This window comes from Saccharothrix sp. NBAS 001 (genome assembly GCF_056640475.1).
The window spans coordinates 5,419,308-5,439,180 of record NZ_CM153251.1; the positions used below are offsets into that span (position 1 = coordinate 5,419,308).

Consider the following 19,873-nt stretch of genomic DNA (forward strand, 5'->3'; position numbering starts at 1 on the left):
TGGGGCGCACCGGGTCGGGCCGGACCGGCCTTACCCTGGCCGGCGTGGACCTCGCCGACGGGCTGCTCACGGTGCGCGCCTCGGGTGCCGCAGCGGCCCGTGCGGCGCTGACCGGGGCGTTGAACGGCACGTCGCGCCCGCCCGAGCACATCCAGCTGCTGATGGGCTGCGCGGTGCCGCGCGGCCTGCCCAACAGCGGCGTGGAACTTCGGTTTCCCGATTGCTCGCTGCACGTGCTGCCGGGCGTGGTGCTGCTCACGGTCGCCGAGGCGAAGCTGACCGTCGGCTTCACCGAGCTGAAACCCCTGATGTTCCAACCGGTCCCGGTGGAGGCGGCGCTGCGCTCGGTGTTCTCCGGGGCGATCGCGCACGTGCTGGCCGCCGCGCACGTGCTGGACCCGCACGGCCTGTCGCACCACCTGCTCGGGCTGGCCGAACTGGTGCTGCGCAGCGCGTTGAAGGCCGAGCTGGACCGGGTGGACGCGCTCGCCGCGCGCCGCCGCGAGGCGCTGGACTACATGCGCGCCCACCTGGCCGACCCGAACCTGGGCGCGGACGCCGTGGCGGGAGCGCTGCACATCTCGCGCCGCCGCCTCTACCAGCTCTTCGACGACGGGCAGGGCGTGTCCGAGCGGATCCGGGGGCTGCGGGTGGACCGGGCGAAGGCGCTGCTGGCCGACCCGGCGAAGGCCGGGCGGGGCATCGGCGAGATCGCGAAGGACTGCGGTTTCGTCAGCGCGGCGCACTTCTCCCGGACGTTCCGCCAGGTGGTCGGCGCGACGCCGAGCGAGTTCCGGGCCCGGTGACGGCGGGCGGGTCGAACCGCACGCCGGACACGAACCGCCCGGCCAGGCCCGCGACCTCCAGCCAGCCCCGCCCGGTGGTCGAGTGCAGGGTGAACACCGCGACCCGGGGGTGCTCCGGGTCGGTCACCACGACCTGGAGCTGCGCGCCCGTGCCGGTGACCGGGATGCGTTCCACGATCACCACCGGGCAGCCGGTCGCGGTCACGCCCTTGGTCACGTCGCGGATGGCCGGTCCGTCCAGCCGCACGCCGAGTGCCGGGTCGACCGGCCGGTCCACCGGGACCACGGCCGCCATCAGCAGCGCCGGGTCGGCGTCGCGGTGCTCGACCACGGCGAGCAGCCCGCAGTCGCGCCCGTGCGCCAGCTCGGCGGCCTGCGTCGCGGACACCTCCAGGCCGGGGTCGTGGGTGCCCTTGATCCGGCGCAGCACGGCGAGCAGGTCGGTCGCGGTGCGCTCCGGCGAGCCCAGGGCCACCGGGGTCACCCCCGGCACGGGGTCGAGTCTCACCCGAGGCCCGCCGCGAACGCCTCGGCGGCACCGCGCCCGGCGGCCCGGCGGGGCGGGCCGAGCAGCACCGACGCCAGTTCGGCGGTGAGCGCGGAGAAGTCCGCGAGGGTGTCCGCCAGCGCCGCCGACGGCTCCTCGCCGCGCAGCCGCCCGGCTACGCGGCGCGCCTCGGCGTGGTGGTCCCGGGCCAGCAGACGGGCCTCCTCCAGCACCTCGTCCAACTGCCCGGCGAGCTGGTCGTGCCTGGTCACGGCGGCCGCGTGGGCCTCGGCGCGCGCGGCGGTGAAGGTGGCCAGCGCGCCGGTCCGGTCGACCTCGTCGGCGGCCTCGGCCAGGTTCCGGCGCAGCGCCACCGCCCGCCGGTCCAGCTCCTCGGCCTGCCGCTGGTTGCCCAGCAGCGTGGTGGCCCAGGCGTCGAGCACCTCCGCCGCGGCCCGCATCGCGCGCCGCACCGCCGTCAGCTCCGACACCGCCGCCTCCAACCGGGCACCGAACCCCTCGGCCGCCGCCCCCCGCCAGCCCACCGGGACACCGGGCACCGGCACGTCGAACGCGCAGCGCGCACTGGCCGCCGCGACGGCCTGCGCGCTGCCCGGCGCGGGGTCGAACCCGAGGCCCCGGTAGTCAGCCACGGTCGAGTTCGTCGGCCAGCCGGTAGGTCTCGCCGGCCGCCCGCACGTCGTCGGCGAGCCCGCCGAAGTCCAGGCCCCGCACGGTGTCCGCCCACTCGGCGAACAGGCCGGCGACCGCCGCGCCGATCCCCTCCGGCCCCAGGTCGCCGACCGGCTCGGCCGGCCCGGGCAGCGCGGCGCGCAGGTCGTCGCCGGTGTCGGCGAGCCGGTCGGCGTAGCCCGCCAGCTCGTCCGGGTCGACCCGGTAGCCGCTCATTCGCCGAGCACCGGCGGGAACGCGGGCGGCAGGTCGTCCAGCAGGTCCAGGCCGTTGTCGTAGCGGTTGCGGTGCTCCCGGTCCTCTTCCCGGCCGCCCGGCGCGACCGGCGGGAACATGCCGTACCCGCCCTGGCCGCCGGCCGTGACCGGCACGACGCCGCCGCGCGCGGCGGCGCCGCCGGGCACCGCGCCGATGACGCCGGACGCGCCGCCGGGACCCATCGGGCCGAACCCCGTGCCGTAGCCGCCGGGCGAGCCGTGCCCGCCGGGCGAGCCGGCCGCGTAGCCGCCGGGCACCGCCGAACCGCCGGGCAGGCCCGGGATGCCGAACCCGGCGGGGCCGCCGGCCGTCGCGGTGGACGTGGTGTCCGTCGGACGCGCGCCCGGCGGGGGCTCGGGACGGTCGGTCGGGGGCTCGGGCGGGTTCGGCGGCGGAGACGGCGGCGAGGGCGGAGGAGGTGGCGGCGCGGGCGGGGTCACGTCCGGCCCGTCGACCGGCGGGCGGTGGTCGGGCTCGACCTTCGCGCCGGCGGGAGCGTCGTCGAACAGCGGCAGGCGGTCGTGCTCCACCCGGCTCGCGTGCTCGTAGGCGTCCATCACCCGCACCGCCTCGGCCTTGGCCGCGCGCTGCTCCCGCTTCGACGGCAGGTGGTCGTCCAGCAGCTGGTCGGCCAGGTAGGCGCCCTGCGGACCGTCCAGAGCGGTCACGTCGTAGCCGTCGCGGAACCAGCGCTCGGCGTCCGGGTGCACGGGCACCGGCATCCGGCGGGCCGCCTCGTCCACGGCGTGCGTGTAGGCGTCCATCCCGCCGCCGACCTGGAAGGCCCGCTGCGACACCTCGGTTGCCCACTTCGTCAGCCGCGACACCGAGTCGGCGGCGACCGCCGACGACGGGCCGTGCCAGGACTCGACCAGCTTGGTCACCAGCTTCCGCACGTCCTCGGTGGCCTCGCCCAGTTCGTGGGCCAGCACCTGCCACTCGTGCGTGCGCCCGCCCATCCGGCCCAGGTCGGCGGACTTGACCATGTCCCACAGCTCGCGGTGCGAGTACAGCTCCCAGTTGATCTTGCCGAAGCGCTCCAACCGCCGGTTGTCCTTCTTGCCCGCCGAGACCTTGCGGGCCGCGCGGCGCTGCTTCGCGGTGCGCGGGTGGTCGTCGGAGTGCAGCCGGTGGCGGCGCTCGTGCCAGGACTCGGGGCCGCCCGCCCCGTCGGAGCCGGTCACAGCCGCCTCATCGCCTCGGCCGCCGCCTCGTCCTCGGCGCGGTGGGTGGAACCGACCTGGCGCAACGCGGTGCGCAACGCGCCCAGCTCGTCCAGGTAGGAGCGCAGCGACGACTGCACGCCGCCGTCCTGCCCGCCGCCGCGCAGGCCGAACGCCCGGCGCATGTGCAGCGCGACCGGGCCCTTGCCGTCGCCGAAGTCGTCGGCGAGCCGGTCGGAGCGGCGCAGGTGCTCCGAGAGGACGTCGTGCAACTGGTCCAGCCTGGTGAGGGCGGCGTCCAGCTCGGCGAAGTCCAGCGCGATGCGGTCGCCGTCCTGGGCCACGATCGGCGTCGCGCCGGCGGTGGTGGGCGCGTCGACCCGGGGTGGCGGCGCAGGTCGACGCCGCCGCTCGTGCTCCCACTCGTCGCGTAACCGCTCGGCGTCCTCGATCCCCCGCACCCTCACCATGACGCACATCGTGGCGGGCGCGGCCCGTGGCGACCAGACCGGGTGCACAACGGGAGCAGGCCCGGTGCACGTACGGACAAAGGCGAGGTCGCGTCAGGTGTGCGCGGCGTGCCAGAATCGTCTTCCGTGCCGTCATCCGCCGTTCACCCGCGCGCCGTGCTGCTCGCCGGCCCGTCCGGGTCGGGCAAGTCCACGCTCGCCGCCCACCTGGGGTGGCCGGTGCTGCGCCTGGACGACTTCTACCGCGAGGGCGACGACCCGTTGCTGCCGCGCGACGACACCGGCCGGCCGGACTGGGACGCCGAGCGGTCCTGGCACACCGAGGACGCGCTGCGCGCGGTGGTCGAACTGGCCACGACCGGGCGCGTGCGGGCCCCGGTGTACGAACTCGGCGAGGACCGGCGGGTCGGGTCCCGGGTGGTGACGGCGGACGGCCCGTTCATCGCGGAGGGCCTGTTCGCGGACCGCCTGGTGGCCGGGTGCCGGGAGGCGGGCGTCCTGCTGGACGCGATCGTGCTCTCCCCCGGCGCGTTGCGCACCTTCGTGCGGCGGTTCGCCCGGGACGTGGCCGAAGCCCGCAAACCGGTGCCGCTCCTGCTCCGCCGCGGCCTGCGGCTGATGCGGGAACAACCCGCCCTGGTCCGCCGCTGCACGGCCGCCGGCATGCGCCGCCTCACCCCGGCCGCGGCCCGCGCCGAGCTGTCCGCCCACACCGCCCCGATCCCCGCCGCGGCCGACCGCTGACCCGCGCCCGACCCCTGCGGACCGGCGCGCCCGGCCCCGCCGGAGGGGCGCTCAGTCGAGGCGGAAGCCGAACGGGAGTTCCAGGCGGTGCCGGGCCAGGAGCCCGGTGTCGGCGAGGAGTTCGCGCGTCGGGCCGTCCGCCACCACCACGCCCCCGTCGATCAGCACGCTGCGCGGGCACAGCTGCAACGCGTACGGCAGGTCATGGGTCACCATCAGCATCGTCCGGTCCAGGCCGAGCAGGACCTCGGCGAGTTCCCGGCGGGCCACCGGCTCCAGGTTCGCCGACGGCTCGTCCAGCACCAGGATCTCCGGGTCGCACGCCAGCACGGTCGCCAGCGCCACCCGCCGCCGCTGCCCGCCCGACAGGTGCAGCGGCGAGCGGTCGGCCACCTCCGCCATGCCCACCGCGTCCAGCGCCCGCGCCACCCGCTCGTCCAGCTCGTCGCCGCGCAGCCCGAAGTTCGCCGGGCCGAACGCCACGTCCTGCCGGGCCGTGGGCAGGAACAGCTGGTCGTCCGGGTCCTGGAAGACCACGCCGACCCGTCGGCGGATCTCCCGCAGGTGCTCCTTCACGACCGGCAGACCGGCCACCTCGATGCGCCCCCGACCGCCGCCGAGCACGCCGTTGAGGTGCAGCACCAGGGTCGTCTTGCCCGCCCCGTTCGGACCGAGCAGCGCGACCCGCTCACCCGGCTCCACCCGCAGGTCGACGCCGAACAGCGCCTGGTGGCCGTCCGGGTAGGCGAACGCCAGCCGTTCCACCAGCAGCGCGGGCGCGGTCGGCGTCACGCGCACCGGTTGCGCCGTCGCACTCCCCCGACCGTCCGGCATCCGCCCGGTCCAGCCGCGCGACACCATGGCCAGGTGGACGCGCTCGCCGCGCTCGTAGGAGCGGATGAACAGGCTGCCGACACCGCGCGCGGTCGCGCCGAGCTGCCACAGCACGCGCGGGTCGTCGCCCCGGGAGATGCGCGCCACCCGCATCCGCCTCGCCTCCGCCACCACGACGTCGGCGTAGCGGAGCATGAGGGTGGCGATGGTGACCAGCACGCTCGGCATCCGCAGCCGCTGCAGGCCCAGCAGCAGGTCGTTGGGCGCGGTGGTCGCGGCGAGGGTGAGCGAGACGAGCACGCCCAGCGTGCCCTTGGCCAGGATGTTCCAGCCCGCCAGCGCGCCCTCGACGGAGACCGGCACGCCGAGGAAGTCGGTGGTCGGCCCGTGGCCGGTGAACGGCAGGACCAGCGCCAGGACCACGAACGGCAACTCGATCAACGCGCGCGAGGCGAACCACGTCGGCGGGATCCGGGCGACCGCCCACACCGCCGTGACCGCGAGCAGGTACGCGCCGAACGCCCAGAACACCTCGCGCGGCGTCGCCACCACGCACAGCACGGCGACCACCGCGGCGACGATCTTCACCTGCGGCGGCAGCCGGTGGACCGGCGAGTCGCCGGCCCGGTGCAGGACGCCGGCGGCGCTCACCCCTTGGCGCTCTTGTTCCGCAGCAACCAGAACAGCCCGCCGGCGACCAGCAGCGTCACCACGACCCCGATCACGCCGGCCAGCCCGGTGAGCCGCTCGTCGCCGCCCACGGTGTAGTCGGCGAGCGGCCCGTCGGCGAGCGGGTGGTCCTGGGCGTGCTCGGCGATGCCGTGCTGCTCGGTGACGTAGTCGAGCCCGTCGGGGTTGGCGTTGGCGAAGTAGGAGACCGCGCCGGCCAGGACCAGGCTCACCACGGCGAACCAGACGAAGAAGCGCTTCACGCCTTCAGCTCCAGCTTCTGCGGCACGCCGCGCAGCAGGTACACCAGGTCCGGCCGCGCCGCCGCGACCGCCGTCACGGTGGCCGCGGTGATCACCCCTTCGCCGATGCCGATCAGCACGTGCACCCCGAGGATCGCCGCCGCGACCGTGCCGAAACCGACCCCGCCCGCGCCGCCGATGGCGTACTCGACGACGAAGCCGAACGAGGCGAGCACGGTGTTGACCAGAGCGGACAGGAAGGCGACCAGCGCGAGGCCGCCCTTGTTGCGCTTGGCGAGCGGGCGCAGCGCAACGGCCGTGAGGTAGCCGACGGCGGTGCCGATGAGGGCCATGTTGGTGACGTTCGCGCCCAGCGCCGTCACGCCGCCGTCGGCGAAGAAGAGGGACTGCACGACGAGCACGATGGTCACGCAGAGCGCCCCCACCCACGGCCCGACCAGGATGGCGGCCAGCGCGCCGCCGAGCAGGTGCCCGCTCACGCCGGGCAGGACGGGGAAGTTCAGCATCTGGGTGGCGAACACGAACGCCGCCACCAACCCGGCCATGGGTGCGGTGCGGTCGTCGAGGTCGCCGCGAGCCTTGACCAACGCCACCCCGACACCGATGACGGCCACGGCGACGAACGCCAGCGACGTCGGCACGTTGAGCAGCCCGTCGCTCATGTGCATAGCTACCGGTTCAGACACGGCCCACACGGTAATTGCCACCGGCCCGCTGTGGCCAGCACAGTGCAACAACGATACCCACGCACGGCCCGCGACCACCGACACCCGGGTCCGGCCCCCGTTCCAGCCCGCGTTCCGGCCCACCTCCACCGCCGTCCCGTTCAGAGGTCACCAAAAGGGGTGAAACCCCCTCCGACCAGGCACGATCCGACCTTCCCATTCGTTGCCGATAAAAACGAAGGCGCGGCGTCCAGGCACGCTCCTGAGTGGGCGACGACCAACCGTCCCCAGACTTGCCGGACGAACTGAGCAAGGTGAACGAAGCGGAGGAGGCGGACAAGGCGAAGCGAGAAGAAGCGTCACCGGGGAAGAAGTGCCGCTGGGCTGAAGTGCCACCAGGGCCGGATCAGCGGCGAACGCCAGTCGCGAACGCCGGACCGGGCTCGGGGTCGACAGCCATGGACCGAGGGCCACTCGACGGCCGGCGGGACGCGTCACCGCACGGCAGCCAGGGCAGCCAGGCAGGGCAGCCAGGGCAGCCAGGCAGGGCAGCCAGGGCAGCCAGGCAGGGCAGCCAGGGCAGCCAGGGCAGCCAGGGCAGCCAGGGCAGCCAGGGCAGCCAGGGCCCACGATCGCGCGCGGCGACGGGCCACCAGCGGCAGCCACGGCCCACGGCCCACGGCTCGCAGCCCACTGCCCACAGCCCACTGCCCACAGCCCACCGCTCGCGGCTCGCAGCCCCACTGCTCGCGGCTCGCGCGGCCCCACGGCCCCCGGCCCACAGGCCACGGCCCCCGGCCCACAGGCCACGGCCCCCGGCCCACAGGCCACGGCCCCCGGCCCACAGGCCCCGGCCCACAGGCCCCGGCCCACGGCTCGCGGCCCCACGGCTCGCGAGCCACGAGCCGCGAGTTGCACGGCCGAGCGATGGCCGTGGCCCACGAGCCAGGGGCGACGGCCACGAGCGGGCAGCAGCGGGTGGTGGATGGAGGGTGTGGAGTTGCCCATGAGCGATAAGCAATGGTCAGAGCCTTGACCAGCCTGGTAGCAGCGAAAAGTCTAGTTAGGTAGAGTTGGTGGCATGACCGGACCACGGATGACGCCGCAGACGATCGCGGTGCTGCGCGTGCTGCTGGAGGACCCGGCGACACCCCGCTACGGACTCGACATCGCCCGGCACGCCGGACTCAAGACCGGCACTCTGCACCCGATCCTCAACCGCCTCCAACAGGCCGGACTGATCGAGAGCTTCTGGGAGGACCCCGCCGACCACGAGGACCAGGGCCGCCCCCGTCGCCGCTACTACCGCTTCGCCGGTCACGGAGCCACCACCGCCTACCAGACCGTCGCGAGAGCCGAGGCCGCCAAGACCGGCGGTCTCCCGGAACTGCGTCCCCAGCCCGGACGCTGAAGGGGAGACAGCGGCCATGCCGAACGTGCGACAACTCCGCACCAACGTGCGACAACTCCGCACGAGGGCGGCAGCCGACGACTTGGACGCCGTCTCCACCATCGTCGCTGTCGTCGTCTGCGTTGCCATCAGCGCCGGGCTTCTCGCCGCCGCCATGTTCGACGTCCTCGGCGACGTCGTCGTCTACGGCAGCTTCACCACTGTCGGCGGCGTCGCCGTCATCCGGATGGTGTGGTGGCTGAGGGATGCAACCCCCACCTCCGCCCCAGCGCATCTCGTACGGCCTTCCCGCGCTGTCACTGGCGCCGGGCGGCTACTTCCCGCCCACGTCAGGGACGAATACCGCGAAGAGTGGGCAGCGTGGATGTCGGACTTGCGCACTGACGGAACACCCCGCGTCCGACGGTGGGTCGAACTGCTCACCATCGTGCTGATCGCCGCCCCCAGACTCGCGGTCACCCTGCGGTTCGCCGCGCGCCGGGCGATGGACCGATGAGGCGACCGTCGACCATCGCCGTCAAAGCCGGCGGCGTGACCGGCGGCGCGGTGGCGGCCGCGCTCGCAGCGGGCTGGGTCGGTGCCGCCCTGCTGGTCATCGTCATCGTCGCGCCCATCATCGCGATGTGCTGGATCCTCGCCGACCCCCACCGGCCACAACGACTCGCCCTGCTCCTCACCACCTGGCGGCACGGCACCGCTGCGCCATCGCGCCGCCCACCCACGAAGTCTGATCGGGCGATCAACCACCCGCCGCAGGCCGACCTCCCCCGGTGACCAGGGCACCGGAACGCCGCACTGCGCAAGTTCCACCATCCGGGGCCACCGACCGCGCGGCCTCCGTGGCCGGCCGGAGGTTCGACGGGACCGCGCACTCGGCGGAACGGACCGTACGACGCACGACCAGGCAGCGGGGTGGTTCGCCGCCAGGCGTCAGAGCGGTGGGCCGCCGGGCGTCAGAGCCGTGGGGGGCCAGGCGGCGGGCGGTGGGCAGCCAGGCGGCGGGCGGTGGGTGGACGTGGGCCGACGTGGGCCGAGTCCGGGTGGGACCCCCTATGATCTGCCCGCGATGACTCTTACCGACCTGCTGCCGCCCTCCCCCGACCCCGACGTCCTCTACGAGACCTTCGCCGAGTGGGCGCACGGGCGCGGGCTTGAGCTGTACCCCGCGCAGCAGGAGGCGCTGATCGAGATCGTCTCCGGCTCGAACGTCATCCTCAGCACACCCACTGGCTCGGGCAAGAGCCTGGTGGCCATCGGTGCCCATTTCGCGGCTCTCGCGGAGGGCCGCAAGACCTACTACACCGCGCCCATCAAGGCCCTGGTGTCGGAGAAGTTCTTCGCGCTCATCGACACCTTCGGCGCCGAGAACGTCGGCATGATGACCGGTGACGCGAGCGTCAACGAGACCGCTCCCATCATCTGCTGCACCGCCGAGATCCTGGCCAACATCGCCCTGCGCGACGGCTCGGACGCGGACGTCGGCCAGGTGGTCATGGACGAGTTCCACTTCTACTCCGAGCCCGATCGCGGCTGGGCGTGGCAGGTACCGCTGGTCGAGCTGCCGAACGCCCAGTTCCTGCTCATGTCGGCGACGCTCGGCGACGTGTCCTTCTTCGAGAAGGATCTCACCCGCCGCACCGGTCGGCCGACCACCACGGTCCGCTCCGCCGAGCGCCCGGTCCCGCTGAACTTCCAGTACGTCACCACGCCCCTGCACGAGACCATCGAGGAACTCCTGCACGGGCGGGAGGCGCCGATCTACGTCGTGCACTTCACCCAGGCGTCGGCCCTCGAACGCGCGCAGTCCCTGATGAGCGTCAACGTCGCGACCCGCGCCGAGAAGGACGCCATCGCCGCGATGATCGGCCGGTTCCGGTTCACCTCCGGGTTCGGCAAGACGCTCTCGCGCCTGGTCCGGCACGGTATCGGCGTGCACCACGCGGGGATGCTGCCCAAGTACCGCCGGCTGGTCGAGCAGCTCGCGCAGGCGGGCCTGCTCAAGGTCATCTGCGGCACGGACACGCTCGGCGTCGGCATCAACGTGCCGATCCGCACGGTCGTGTTCACCGCGCTCTCCAAGTACGACGGCACCCGCACCCGCCACCTCAAGGCCCGCGAGTTCCACCAGATCGCGGGGCGCGCGGGCCGCGCCGGGTACGACACGATGGGCACGGTCGTGGTGCAGGCCCCGGATCACGTGGTGGAGAACGAGAAGGCGCTGGCCAAGGCCGGGGACGACCCGAAGAAGCGCCGCAAGGTGGTGCGCAAGAAGGCCCCGGACGGGTTCGTGTCGTGGAGCGACCAGACGTTCGAGCGGCTCAAGAACGCCGAGCCGGAGCCGCTCACGTCGAGCTTCTCGGTCAGCCACGCGATGCTGCTCAACGTGATCGGCCGCCCCGGCGACACCTTCGCCGCGATGCGCCACCTGCTGGAGGACAACCACGAGGACCGGCCCGCGCAGCGCAGGCACATCCTGCGCGCGATCTCGATGTACCGGGCGCTGCTGGCGGCGGGCATCGTGGAGCGGGACGGGCCGCACATCCGGTTGACCGTCGACCTCCAGTTCAACTTCGCGCTCAACCAGCCGCTCTCGCCGTTCGCGCTGGCCGCGATCGAGCTGCTGGACCGCGAGTCCCCGGCCTACCCGCTGGACGTGCTGTCCGTGATCGAGTCCACTTTGGACGATCCGCGCCAGGTGCTGTCCGCGCAGGAGCACAAGGCGCGCGGCGAGGCGATCGGCGCGATGAAGTCCGAGGGCATCGAGTACGACCAGCGGATGGAGCTGCTGGAGGAGGTCACGTACGCGAAGCCGCTGGCCGAGCTGCTGGAAGCGGCGTTCACCACCTACCGGCGCGGGCACCCGTGGGTGGCCGACCACCACCTGTCGCCCAAGTCCGTGGTGCGGGACATGTTCGAGCGGGCCATGACGTTCACCGAGTACGTCTCGTTCTACCAGCTGGCCCGTTCCGAGGGCCTGGTGCTGCGCTACCTCGCCGACGCCTACAAGGCGTTGCGGCAGACCGTTCCCGAGGACGCGAAGACCGAGGAACTCAACGACCTGCAGGAGTGGCTGGGCGAGCTGGTCCGCCAGGTCGACTCCAGCCTGCTCGACGAGTGGGAGAAGCTGCGCAACCCGGGCGAGGAGGAGATCGTCGACAGCTCGCCGCCCGCGGTCACCCGCAACCTGCGCGCGTTCCGGGTGCTGGTGCGCAACGCGCTGTTCCGCCGGGTGGAGCTGGCGGCCCGCCGCAACTACTACGAGCTGGGTCAGCTCGACGGCGAGTCGGGTTTCACCGCCGAGGTGTGGCAGGACGCGCTGGAACCCTACTTCGAGGAGCACGACGAGATCGGCATCGGCCCGGACGCGCGCGGCCCGGCGCTGCTGGTGATCTCCGAGGAGCCGGACCGCTGGGTGGTGCGGCAGGTCTTCGACGACCCGGCGAAGGACCACGACTGGGGGTTCATCGCGGAGGTGGACCTGGCCGCGTCCGACGAGAACGGCACGGCGGAGCTGCGGGTCACCGAAGCGGGCGCGCTGTAAATCTTCGGGCCATCCGGTGGTACTCCGGCCGGGACCGGGGTACCAGCATGTCAACGTCGGGAGGGAGCGGAGGCTGTTGACCCTGTCGCAGGACGAGTTCGGCGTGCTCGGGCCGCTGGTGGTCCGCCGGGAGGGCAGGATCGTCCCGATCACCGCCGCCAAGCACCGGATCGTCCTGGCGACGCTGCTGCTGGGCGCGAACCGCTCGGTGCCGGCGGGTGACCTGATCCGCCGGGTGTGGGGCGAGACGCCGCCGGACCGGGCCGCGCAGACCCTGCCCGTCTACGTGATGCGGCTGCGCCGGGCGCTGGGCGACCCGCAGCTGATCCACACCACCCCGACCGGCTACCGGATCGACCTGCCGCACGACGCGCTGGACCTGCACCGGTTCGACTCGTTGGCCGAGGAGGGCGCGGCGCGGGTGGCGGCGGAGGACTTCACCGGGGCGTGCGCGGTCTTCGAGCAGGCGCTGGGCCACTGGCGGGGTTCGCCGCTGGCGGACGTGCCGTCGGAGTCGTTGCACGAGACCGAGGCGTCGAACCTCGTGGAGCGCAGGCTCCGGGTGACCTCGGAGCTGATCGACGTGAAGCTGCGGCTGGGCCGCTGCGACGAGGTGATCGCCGACCTGCGCCGGTTGACCGCGCAGCACCCGCTGCGCGAGCAGTTCTGGTCGCAGTTGATGGTGGCGCTGTACCGGGCGGACCGGCAGGCCGACGCGCTGGACGCCTACCGGCAGGCGAGCACGGCGCTGGCGCGCGAGCTGGGCGTGGACCCCAGCGACGGGCTGCGCTCGGTGCACCACGCGATCCTGACCGGTGACCCGGCGCTGCACCAGCCGGCCGTGAACGCGTGGGCCCCGGTGTCGCAACTGCCCGCGCCGGTGGGCAACTTCGTGGGGCGGGGCGCGGAACTGGCGCGGGTGACGGGGCTGCTGGCGCGGGCGGCGGCGACGGTCGTGGTGTGCGGGCCGCCGGGGGTGGGCAAGACGGCGTTCGCGACGTCGGTGGGCCACGCGGTGCGCGACCGCTACCCGGACGGCCAGCTGTACGTGAACCTGCGCGGGCACTCGACGTCGCCGCCGCTGTACACCTCGACCGTGCTGGCCCGGTTCCTGCGGGCGATGGGGGTGCGCGCGGACCACATCCCGGTGGACGAGGACGACCTGGTGCGCGGCTACCGGGCGCGGTTGCGCGGCCGGCGGGTGCTGATCACGCTGGACAACGCCGCGTCGGTGGAGCAGGTGCTGCCGCTGCTGCCCGGCGAGCCGGGCTGTTCGGTGGTGATCACCAGCCGCAACGAGCTGCGCGACCCGTTGCGGGCCACGCTGGTCCGGCTGGACGTGCTGCGCGGCGACGAGGCGTGGAAGCTGCTGGCCCGCTCGCTCGGGCCGGAGGCGGCGATGGCGCAGTTCGACGCGATCGCGGAGCTGGCCCGGCTGTGCGGGTACCTGCCGCTGGCGCTGCGGATCGCGCTGGGCAACCTGGTGGGCCTGCCGCACGCGGACATCGCGTCCTATGTGGACGAACTGCGCGGTGGTGACCGGTTGACCGCGCTGGCGGTGGACAACGACGACACGGCGGCGGTGCGGCGGGCGTTCGACCTGTCGTACGCGGCGCTGCGGCCGGCGGCGGCGCGGCTGTTCCGGCTGGTGGGCCTGTCGCCCGGCCCGGACTTCAGCGCGTTCGGCGCGGCGGCGCTGCTGGACGCGCCGGAGGCGGAGGCCCGCCGGCTGCTGGAGGAGCTGGCGTCGGCGCACCTGGTGCAGCGGGTGGGGGTGGACCGGTTCGCGGTGCACGACCTGCTGCACGACTACGCGGCGGACCGGGCGGCGGCGGCCGGCGAGGACGAGGGTTCGGCGCGGCGGCGGCTGTTCGAGTGGTACCTGCGCACCGCGGCGGACGTGGGCGACGTGCTGTACCCGGAGTTGCGGCCGCCGGCCGCGCCGTCGACCGGCGCGGCGATGACGGCGGACGCGGCGCGGGCGTGGCTGACCGCCGAGCGGCCGAGCGTGCTGGCGGCGACCGAGCACTGCGCGACGGCGGGGCCGGCGGAGCTGTCGTGGCAGCTGATCGACGCGGTGAGCGGGTACTTCGGCACGCACGGGCACCACGTGGAGTTCGTCCGGGCGATCACCGCGGCGCTGGGCGCGGCGCGGCGGGCCGGTGCCGCCGACGCCGAGACGTCGATGCTGGTGTGGCTGGCGGCCGAGCACCGCAACCTGGGGAACCTGCGCACCGCGCGGCGCTACCTGCGCGAGGCGTCGCCGTCGGGCCGGACGCTGTGGCTGCACGCGGGCCTGGACGGCGTGGTGAACCTGGAGCTGGGCGAGTTCGCGGCGGCGTCGGAGGCGTTCGCCCGGATGATGGAGCTGTCCTCGGTGCTGCCGTCGATCCCGCACATCCGGGTGGGCGGCCTGGCCGGGCTGGGCGCGCTGCACCTGATGCGCGGCGACCACCGGCGGGCGCAGGCGCTGCTGGCGGAGGGGCTGGAGCTGGCGCGCGCGGCGGAGGGCGTGAACATGGTGGCGTCGTGCGCGGCGCTGCTGGGCCGCTGCCACACGGCCGCGGGCGACTACCCGAGGGCGGTGGCGCTGCTGCGGCAGGCGCTGGCGGACTGGTACCGGACCGGGGCGCGGCACGCGCGCGCGGACGGGATGGCGCACCTGGCGACCGCGCTGTGCCTGGGCGGCGAGCACCCGGAGGCGTTGCGCACCGCGCAGCGGTCGCTGGCGCTGGTGCAGGAGCTGGGCGGCAGCCCGCGGATCGAGTGCGAGGTGCACAACGCGCTGGGCCTGGTGCTGTGCCACCTGGACAAGCCCGGCCGGGCGGTGGCCGCCCACCTGCGCGCGCTGGAGCTGGCCACGGCCTGCGACTACCGCTACGGGGTGGCCTGCGCGCACCTGCACCTGGTGCGGGCGTTGGCGTCGGACGGCCGGCGCGCGGACGCCGCCCGGCACGCCCGGGTCGGCCACGAGCTGGCCGCGCGCACCGGTTTCGCCGGGCTCGCGGCGCAGACCGAGCGCCTGCTCGCCGAACTCGACTGACCTCCCGATCCGCGCCGCCGGCGCACCCCGTCCGCACCCCGTCCGCGTCCCGTCCGCGCGCCGGCCAATCGAGAACACGTTGACCTTGCCGGCGCGACGGCGGGAGCATGGGGCATTGCGGTACCGACGTGACTTGTGGGGCGACTCGGGGGCTTGGGTATGGATTCGGATCCGCACGGCGGCCCGGCGCGGATCCCCGAAGGGGTGCCGACCTCGGCGGCGGAGCTGGCCGACCGGCTGGCCGAACTCGCCCGGCTGGCCAACCGCTGGTCGGAGGCGGTGTCCGAGCTGCGCGAGCCGACCCGCAGGTGGGGCGGGGTCGCGGCGGCGGCGTCGGTGGCGCTGGCGGCCCGGCGGGCCGAGGAGGCGTTCCTCGAACTGGAGGTCACGCTCGGTGATGTAAGGGCCGCTCGACGGTCATTGCCCTCGGCTGCCCCGAGGGGCGAGGATGACCGTCCAATGGTCTAATCGCCGACGCCGTCGACCCGCATTGGATTCCCATGACGTCTGGACTGCCGTGCCCGACCTGCGAAGGGCCGGAACGCCGTGGGGCGCTGGAGCGCACGCTGCGGGTGCTCGCGGTGGACGACGAGGCGCCTGCCCTGGACGACCTGGTGTACCTGCTGAGGTCCGACCCCCGGGTGGCGCACGTCGAGGGCGTCACGGACGCGACGATGGCGTTGCGCACGCTGCACCGGGCGATGGACGCGGGCCAGTCGGTGGACGCGGTGTTCCTGGACATCCGGATGCCCGGCCTGGACGGGCTGGACCTGGCGCGGGTGCTGTCGCGGTTCGCGCAGCCGCCGCCGATCGTGTTCGTCACCGCCCACCAGGAGCCCGCGGTCGAGGCGTTCGAGCTCAAGGCGCTGGACTACCTGCTCAAACCGGTCCGGCCGGAGCGGCTGGCCGAGTCGGTGCACCGGATCGTGCACGAGGTGCTGGACTCCAAGGGCGCCGAGCCGGTCGCGCCCGCGCCCACCGAGAAGGCCCCGGACGTCGGTGACGAGGTGATCCCGGTGGAGCTGGGCGGGATCACCCGGTTCATCCGGCTCGCGGACATCCGGTACGTGGAGGCGCACGGCGACTACGCCCGCCTGCACACGGCCACCGGCAGCGGGCTGGTGCGGGCCGCGCTCAACGGCCTGGAGGAGCGCTGGCGGTCGGCCGGGTTCGTCCGGATCCACCGCAGCCACCTGGTGTCGCTGGGCCACATCGACGAGCTGCGCCTGGAGGACGGGCACCTGAGCGTCAACATCGGCGGCGCGGTCCTGCCGGTCAGCCGGCGGCACGCCCGGCACCTGCGCCAGCTGCTGGTGCGCCGCAACCGGCAGCCGTCGTGACCTCCCCCGGCCGGCCGCCGACCCAGCGGGTGGTGGTGACCAGCCCGCGCACGCGGGCCCCGCGCGCGCCCCGGCCGTACCCGGCGTCGCGGGAGATCGACGAGCAGAGCGAGCTGGGCGCGGTCTACATGCGTTCGCTGATCCGCACGCAGCGGCGGCTGGGGCTGCTGCTGTGCGCGGTGGTGTGCGGGAGCGTCGCCGCGCTGCCGCTGGTGTTCGCGCTCGCGCCGGCGGTGGCCGCGCAGCGCCTGTTCGGGCTGCCGCTGCCGTGGCTGCTGCTGGGCGGCCTGGTGTTCCCGGTGTTCGTCGCGGCGGGCTGGTTCTACGTGCGGCAGGCCGAGCGCGGCGAGCGGGAGTTCGCCGAGCTGGTGGAGCGTTCGTGAGCAGTACCTACGGCATCATCGCGGTCCTGGTGGTCGCGATCGGGACGATGCTGGTGGGCACGTACGGGCTGCGGGTGTCGCGGACCACCTCGGACTTCTTCGTCGCGTCGCGGACGGTCTCGCCGTGGTGGAACGCCTCCGCGATCGGCGGCGAGTACCTGTCGGCGGCGTCGTTCGTCGGCATCGCCGGGCTGGTCTTCGCGCACGGCCCGGACATGCTGTGGTTCCCGGTCGGCTACACGGCCGGCTACCTGGTGCTGCTGGCGCTGGTGGCGGCCCCGTTGCGGCGCAGCGGCGCGTACACGCTGCCGGACTTCGCCGAGGCGCGGTTCGGGTCGGCGGCGGTGCGCGCGGTGGCGAGCGTGCTGGCGCTGGGCATCGGGTGGCTGTACCTGTTGCCGCAGTTGCAGGGCGCGGGGCTGACGCTGCACACGCTGACCGGCGCGCCGGACTGGGTGGGCGCGCTGGTCGTGGCGGTGGTGGTGACCGCGAACGTGATCTCCGGCGGGATGCGCAGCATCACGTTCGTGCAGGCGTTCCAGTACTGGCTCAAGCTGACCGCGATCGCCGTGCCGGTGGTGTTCCTGGTGATGGCGTGGCAGGCGCACGGCGCGCGCGACCTGACCGGGCCGCAACTGCCCGTCTTCCCGCAGGAGACCACGGTTTCCTTCGACACCGACACGTCCGTGCACGTGGACGAGCCGGTGGTGTTCCGGGGCTCGGGGTCGGTCGACGGGCGGCGCGTGGACGGCTCGAAGGTGCTGACCGAGGGCGACCACACCATCGCGGCCGGGTCGCGGCTGGTGTTCCCGCAGGGCGCGGCGGTGCCCCGGGTGTCGTCCATCCCGTTCAACACCAACGAGACGTGGGCGCTGCCGACGCGCGGCGGCGACAGCTTCCCGCTCTACGCGGTGTACTCGCTGATCATCGCGACGTTCCTGGGCACCATGGGGCTGCCGCACGTGATCGTCCGGTTCTACACCAACCCGAACGGCCGCGCGGCCCGCCGCACCACGCTGATCGTGCTGGGGCTGCTGGGGATCTTCTACCTGATGCCGCCGATCTACGGCGCGCTGGGCCGGCTGTACACGCCGGAGCTGCTGATGACCGGCGACACCGACGCGGTGGTGCTGGTGCTGCCCAGCCGGCTGGTGGACGGCCTGGGCGGGCAGTTGCTGGGCGCGCTGGTGGCGGGCGGGGCGTTCGCCGCGTTCCTGTCCACGTCGTCGGGCCTGATGGTGTCGCTGGCGGGCGTGCTGAGCCGGGACGTGCTGCGGCTGCGCAGCGTGCGCGGGTTCCGGGTGTCGACGGTGCTCGCGGTGCTGGTGCCGCTGGGCATGACGTGGCTGGTGGGCAAGGTGCCGGTGGCGGACATGGTGGGGTTGGCGTTCGCGGTGGCCGCGTCGTCGCTGTGCCCGCTGCTGGTGCTGGGGATCTGGAGCACCCGGGTCAGCACGGTCGGCGCGGTCGCCGGGATGCTGGCGGGCGGGGTGCCGGCGCTGGTGGCCGGGCTGGTGACGATCAGCGCGGGCGGCGGCAACGTGTTCCTGGCCCGGCCGGCCGCGTGGACCGTGCCGCTGGGTTTCGTCGTGATGTACGCGGTGTCGCTGGTGACGCCGCGCAAGGTGCCGCCGGGGGTGAACCACGTCATGGTGCGCTTGCACGCGCCGGAGAACCTGGGTCTGCGCAGCCAGGACCGGTTGTGACGGCGGTGTGGACGGCGGGCGCGATCCTGCTCGCCGGGCTCGCCGTGGTGATCACGCTGTGGTGGACTTCCCGCACCCGCAACGACTTCCTGACCCAGGAGCAGCGGATCACGTTCGAGACGCTGCACACCGCGTGGTCGGCCGCGCCGCCGTTGCGCGCCGGGCTGGTGCCGGAGGCGGCGAAGAAGTCCGCGAAGCACCTGCGGACGCTGCTCGGCACCCCGGCGCTGGCGCTGACCGACGAGACCGAGGTGGTGGCGTGGGAGGGCAGCGGCGACCACCACTCGTCCGACGCGATGGGCCTGGCCGCCGAGGTGTTCGCGACCGGGCGGACCCGGGCGTTCGACATCGCGTGCGACGAACCGGACTGCCCGGTGCACACCGCCGTGCTCGCGCCGTTGACGGTGGAGGGGCGGGTGGTCGGCGTGCTGGCCGCCTACAGCCGGGAGCCGTCGGCGGGTCTGGTGCGGGCGACCAACGAGGTGGCGCGGTGGGCGTCGGGCCAGTTGGAGCTGGCCGAGCTGGACCGGTCGCGCACCCGGCTGGTGGAGGCCGAGGTGCGCGCGCTGCGGGCGCAGATCTCGCCGCACTTCATCTACAACTCGTTGTCCGCCATCGCTTCCTACGTGCGGACGAACCCGGAGCGGGCGCGGACGCTGCTGCTGGACTTCGCGGACTTCACCCGGTACTCGTTCCGGCGGGCCGGTGACTTCACCACGCTGTCGGAGGAGCTGCGGTCGATCGACCAGTACCTGGCGCTGGAACGCGCCCGGTTCGGCGAGCGGCTGAAGGTGACCTTGCAGATAGCGCCCGAGGTGCTGCCGGTGACCGTGCCGTTCCTGTGCCTGCAACCGCTGGTGGAGAACGCCGTGCGGCACGGCATGGAGGGCAAGGTCGGGCCGGGCCACATCACGATCCTGGCGGCCGACGCGGGCGAGGAGGCCCACATCACGATCGAGGACGACGGCATCGGCATGGACCCGGAAGCCCTCCGCCGCACGCTGGCGGGCCAGGTCGGCGAGACCGCCGGGATCGGGTTGGGCAACATAGACGAGCGGCTGCGGCGCTGCTACGGCGACGACTACGGGCTGGTCGTGGAGACGGCGCAGGGGCTGGGCACGAAGGTCAGCGTCCGGGTGCCGAAGTACCAGGCGGGCGTGCACGCCTGAAGCCCGGTGCCGCCCCGGCGGCCCGCGCGGGCGATGGGCCGGTCAGCGCGGACCGGCGGGCCTCGGAGTCGGCCGACTCGACCGACGACGCCGTCCGGGCGCACCCGGACCGAGCGCTCACCGACGTCCCGGCGAGCCGGGACGCCTGCCATGCGGCCGAGGGCTGACCCGGCGGCGGTCAGCCGGGCCGGCACCCACGCGCCGAACGCGGCGCGGGAGGTCGGCCCG

Annotated in this window: 20 protein-coding genes and 1 pseudogene; 12 read left to right on the top strand and 9 right to left on the bottom strand. The window is 74.0% G+C overall.

The window, feature by feature from the left end; genetic code table 11:
- The first annotated feature begins 44 nt into the window (after nucleotides 1-44).
- Nucleotides 45-806 carry a helix-turn-helix transcriptional regulator gene (locus AC0HI0_RS22505; RefSeq protein ID WP_480925474.1) on the top strand — a complete coding sequence of 254 codons (762 nt, stop codon included), beginning with the start codon at nucleotides 45-47 and terminating at the stop codon, nucleotides 804-806.
- On the opposite strand, the gene AC0HI0_RS22510 is transcribed toward AC0HI0_RS22505, so the two are convergent.
- The 5 genes from AC0HI0_RS22510 to AC0HI0_RS22530 are packed head-to-tail and all read right to left on the bottom strand — an operon-like array spanning nucleotide 733 to nucleotide 3,877.
- A complete protein-coding gene (locus tag AC0HI0_RS22510) occupies nucleotides 733-1,299 on the bottom strand; it encodes a hypothetical protein (RefSeq protein WP_480925475.1) in 567 nt (188 codons plus the stop codon). The two genes, AC0HI0_RS22505 and AC0HI0_RS22510, sit on opposite strands and share 74 nt — an antisense overlap.
- A gap of 11 nt (nucleotides 1,300-1,310) precedes the next feature.
- A complete protein-coding gene (locus tag AC0HI0_RS22515) occupies nucleotides 1,311-1,946 on the bottom strand; it encodes a hypothetical protein (RefSeq protein WP_480925476.1) in 636 nt (211 codons plus the stop codon).
- Nucleotides 1,939-2,202, bottom strand: a complete 264-nt coding sequence (locus AC0HI0_RS22520) for a WXG100 family type VII secretion target (protein ID WP_480925477.1) — start codon at nucleotides 2,200-2,202, stop codon at nucleotides 1,939-1,941. Before AC0HI0_RS22520 ends, AC0HI0_RS22515 begins: the two co-directional genes overlap by 8 nt.
- The gene (locus AC0HI0_RS22525) at nucleotides 2,199-3,428 is read right to left on the bottom strand and encodes a PPE domain-containing protein (RefSeq protein WP_480925478.1); all 1,230 of its coding nucleotides are present in this window, start codon (nucleotides 3,426-3,428) and stop codon (nucleotides 2,199-2,201) included. Before AC0HI0_RS22525 ends, AC0HI0_RS22520 begins: the two co-directional genes overlap by 4 nt.
- Complete coding sequence (locus AC0HI0_RS22530) at nucleotides 3,425-3,877, bottom strand: hypothetical protein (RefSeq protein ID WP_480925479.1); 453 nt, start codon at nucleotides 3,875-3,877, stop codon at nucleotides 3,425-3,427. Before AC0HI0_RS22530 ends, AC0HI0_RS22525 begins: the two co-directional genes overlap by 4 nt.
- 126 nt (nucleotides 3,878-4,003) lie before the next feature.
- Here AC0HI0_RS22530 and AC0HI0_RS22535 point away from each other — a divergent pair, with 126 nt between their 5' ends.
- Nucleotides 4,004-4,621 carry a uridine kinase family protein gene (locus AC0HI0_RS22535; RefSeq protein WP_480925480.1) on the top strand — a complete coding sequence of 206 codons (618 nt, stop codon included), beginning with the start codon at nucleotides 4,004-4,006 and terminating at the stop codon, nucleotides 4,619-4,621.
- A gap of 51 nt (nucleotides 4,622-4,672) precedes the next feature.
- Here the strand turns inward: AC0HI0_RS22535 and AC0HI0_RS22540 are convergent, their stop codons facing one another.
- The 4 genes and pseudogenes from AC0HI0_RS22540 to AC0HI0_RS22555 all read right to left on the bottom strand — a co-directional run bounded on the left by AC0HI0_RS22540 (nucleotide 4,673) and on the right by AC0HI0_RS22555 (nucleotide 7,073).
- A complete protein-coding gene (locus tag AC0HI0_RS22540) occupies nucleotides 4,673-5,455 on the bottom strand; it encodes an energy-coupling factor ABC transporter ATP-binding protein (protein WP_480934362.1) in 783 nt (260 codons plus the stop codon).
- Nucleotides 5,456-5,470: 15 nt separating this feature from the next.
- A pseudogene (gene cbiQ / locus AC0HI0_RS22545) lies at nucleotides 5,471-6,106 on the bottom strand (cobalt ECF transporter T component CbiQ); the annotation flags it as partial.
- Nucleotides 6,103-6,387 (bottom strand): PDGLE domain-containing protein, encoded by a 285-nt coding sequence (locus tag AC0HI0_RS22550; protein ID WP_480925481.1) that lies wholly within the window; start codon nucleotides 6,385-6,387, stop codon nucleotides 6,103-6,105. The gene AC0HI0_RS22550 and the pseudogene cbiQ, both read right to left, overlap by 4 nt.
- A complete protein-coding gene (locus AC0HI0_RS22555) occupies nucleotides 6,384-7,073 on the bottom strand; it encodes an energy-coupling factor ABC transporter permease (protein WP_480925482.1) in 690 nt (229 codons plus the stop codon). Before AC0HI0_RS22555 ends, AC0HI0_RS22550 begins: the two co-directional genes overlap by 4 nt.
- A 1,060-nt stretch (nucleotides 7,074-8,133) precedes the next feature.
- Between AC0HI0_RS22555 and AC0HI0_RS22560 the strand changes: the two genes are divergently transcribed.
- The 10 genes from AC0HI0_RS22560 (at nucleotide 8,134) to AC0HI0_RS22605 (ending at nucleotide 19,645) form a co-directional block, all read left to right on the top strand.
- The gene (locus AC0HI0_RS22560) at nucleotides 8,134-8,463 is read left to right on the top strand and encodes a PadR family transcriptional regulator (protein ID WP_480925483.1); all 330 of its coding nucleotides are present in this window, start codon (nucleotides 8,134-8,136) and stop codon (nucleotides 8,461-8,463) included.
- A gap of 16 nt (nucleotides 8,464-8,479) precedes the next feature.
- Nucleotides 8,480-8,959 carry a hypothetical protein gene (locus AC0HI0_RS22565; RefSeq protein ID WP_480925484.1) on the top strand — a complete coding sequence of 160 codons (480 nt, stop codon included), beginning with the start codon at nucleotides 8,480-8,482 and terminating at the stop codon, nucleotides 8,957-8,959.
- Nucleotides 8,956-9,237 carry a hypothetical protein gene (locus AC0HI0_RS22570; RefSeq protein ID WP_480925485.1) on the top strand — a complete coding sequence of 94 codons (282 nt, stop codon included), beginning with the start codon at nucleotides 8,956-8,958 and terminating at the stop codon, nucleotides 9,235-9,237. The genes AC0HI0_RS22565 and AC0HI0_RS22570 overlap by 4 nt, the downstream gene beginning before the upstream one ends.
- A gap of 292 nt (nucleotides 9,238-9,529) precedes the next feature.
- Complete coding sequence (locus AC0HI0_RS22575) at nucleotides 9,530-12,004, top strand: DEAD/DEAH box helicase (RefSeq protein ID WP_480925486.1); 2,475 nt, start codon at nucleotides 9,530-9,532, stop codon at nucleotides 12,002-12,004.
- A gap of 76 nt (nucleotides 12,005-12,080) precedes the next feature.
- Complete coding sequence (locus AC0HI0_RS22580; protein ID WP_480925487.1) at nucleotides 12,081-15,047, top strand: AfsR/SARP family transcriptional regulator; 2,967 nt, start codon at nucleotides 12,081-12,083, stop codon at nucleotides 15,045-15,047.
- 159 nt (nucleotides 15,048-15,206) lie between these two features.
- A complete protein-coding gene (locus AC0HI0_RS22585) occupies nucleotides 15,207-15,515 on the top strand; it encodes a hypothetical protein (RefSeq protein ID WP_480925488.1) in 309 nt (102 codons plus the stop codon).
- A gap of 32 nt (nucleotides 15,516-15,547) precedes the next feature.
- Nucleotides 15,548-16,387, top strand: coding sequence for a LytR/AlgR family response regulator transcription factor (locus AC0HI0_RS22590; protein WP_480925489.1), 840 nt, complete (start codon nucleotides 15,548-15,550; stop codon nucleotides 16,385-16,387).
- The gene (locus AC0HI0_RS22595; protein ID WP_480925490.1) at nucleotides 16,384-16,770 is read left to right on the top strand and encodes a DUF485 domain-containing protein; all 387 of its coding nucleotides are present in this window, start codon (nucleotides 16,384-16,386) and stop codon (nucleotides 16,768-16,770) included. The genes AC0HI0_RS22590 and AC0HI0_RS22595 overlap by 4 nt, the downstream gene beginning before the upstream one ends.
- Nucleotides 16,767-18,476, top strand: a complete 1,710-nt coding sequence (locus AC0HI0_RS22600; protein WP_480925491.1) for a sodium/solute symporter — start codon at nucleotides 16,767-16,769, stop codon at nucleotides 18,474-18,476. The genes AC0HI0_RS22595 and AC0HI0_RS22600 overlap by 4 nt, the downstream gene beginning before the upstream one ends.
- Nucleotides 18,473-19,645: a histidine kinase gene (locus AC0HI0_RS22605; protein ID WP_480925492.1), complete on the top strand. Its 1,173-nt coding sequence runs from the start codon at nucleotides 18,473-18,475 to the stop codon at nucleotides 19,643-19,645. Before AC0HI0_RS22600 ends, AC0HI0_RS22605 begins: the two co-directional genes overlap by 4 nt.
- Nucleotides 19,646-19,873 lie beyond the last annotated feature (228 nt).